At 53.5% G+C, this 1,199-nt stretch carries 1 protein-coding gene; it reads right to left on the reverse strand.

Going from position 1 to position 1,199, the window contains the following annotated elements; all coding sequences use genetic code 11:
* Nucleotides 1-147: 147 nt before the first annotated feature.
* The gene (locus tag HEN33_RS25025; RefSeq protein ID WP_000019473.1) at nt 148-1,128 is read right to left on the reverse strand and encodes an IS5-like element ISKpn26 family transposase; all 981 of its coding nucleotides are present in this window, start codon (nt 1,126-1,128) and stop codon (nt 148-150) included.
* Nucleotides 1,129-1,199: the final 71 nt, after the last annotated feature.

Genomic DNA, 1,199 nt, shown 5'->3' on the forward strand with positions numbered 1-1,199 from the left:
GGAAGGTGCGAATAAGCAGGTCATTTCTTCCCAAGCTGACTCGCTGATTAAAATTTCTCGGATCTGGGCCGATTTTTTTCCCGCAAACACATCGAATCAGCCTATTTAGGCTATTTTTTCCACCATTTCTGGCGTTATTTCCGGTTTTTACTGAGATCTCTCCCACTGACGTATCATTTGGTCCACCCGAAACAGGTTGGCCAGGGTGAATAACATCGCCAGTTGGTTATCGTTTTTCAGCAGCCCCTTGTATCTGGCTTTCACGAAGCCGAACTGCCGCTTGATGATGCGAAACGGGTGCTCCACCCTGGCACGGATGCTGGCTTTCATGTATTCGATGTTGATGGCCGTTTTGTTCTTGCGCGGATGCTGCTTCAAGGTTTTTACCTTGCCGGGACGCTCGGCGATCAGCCAGTCCACATCCACCTCGGCCAGCTCCTCGCGCTGTGGCGCTCCTTGGTAGCCGGCATCGGCTGAGACAAATTGCTCCTCTCCATGAAGCAGATTACCCAGCTGATTGAGGTCATGCTCGTTGGCCGCGGTGGTGACTAGGCTGTGGGTCAGGCCACTCTTGGCATCGACACCAATGTGGGCCTTCATGCCAAAGTGCCACTGATTGCCTTTCTTGGTCTGATGCATCTCCGGATCGCGTTGCTGCTCTTTGTTCTTGGTAGAGCTGGGTGCCTCAATGATGGTGGCATCCACCAAAGTGCCTTGGGTCATCATGACGCCTGCTTCGGCCAGCCAGCGATTGATGGTCTTGAACAATTGACGGGCCAGTTGATGCTGCTCGAGCAGGTGGCGGAAATTCATGATGGTGGTGCGATCCGGCAGGGCGCTATCCAGGGATAATCGGGCAAACAGGCGCATGGAGGCGATTTCGTACAGGGCATCTTCCATGGCACCGTCGCTCAGGTTGTACCAATGCTGCATGCAGTGAATACGCAGCATGGTCTCCAGCGGATAGGGCCGTCGGCCATTGCCCGCCTTGGGATAAAACGGCTCGATGACTTCCACCATGTTTTGCCATGGCAGAATCTGCTCCATGCGGGAGAGGAAAATCTCTTTTCGGGTCTGACGGCGCTTAGTGCTGAATTCACTATCGGCGAAGGTGAGTTGATGGCTCATGATGTCCCTCTGGGATGCGCTCCGGATGAATATGATGATCTCATATCAGGAACTTGTTCGCACCTTCCCTA

It is taken from the genome of Escherichia sp. 94.0001 (assembly GCF_013369155.2).
In the GTDB taxonomy this organism is placed as follows: domain Bacteria; phylum Pseudomonadota; class Gammaproteobacteria; order Enterobacterales; family Enterobacteriaceae; genus Escherichia; species Escherichia coli_F.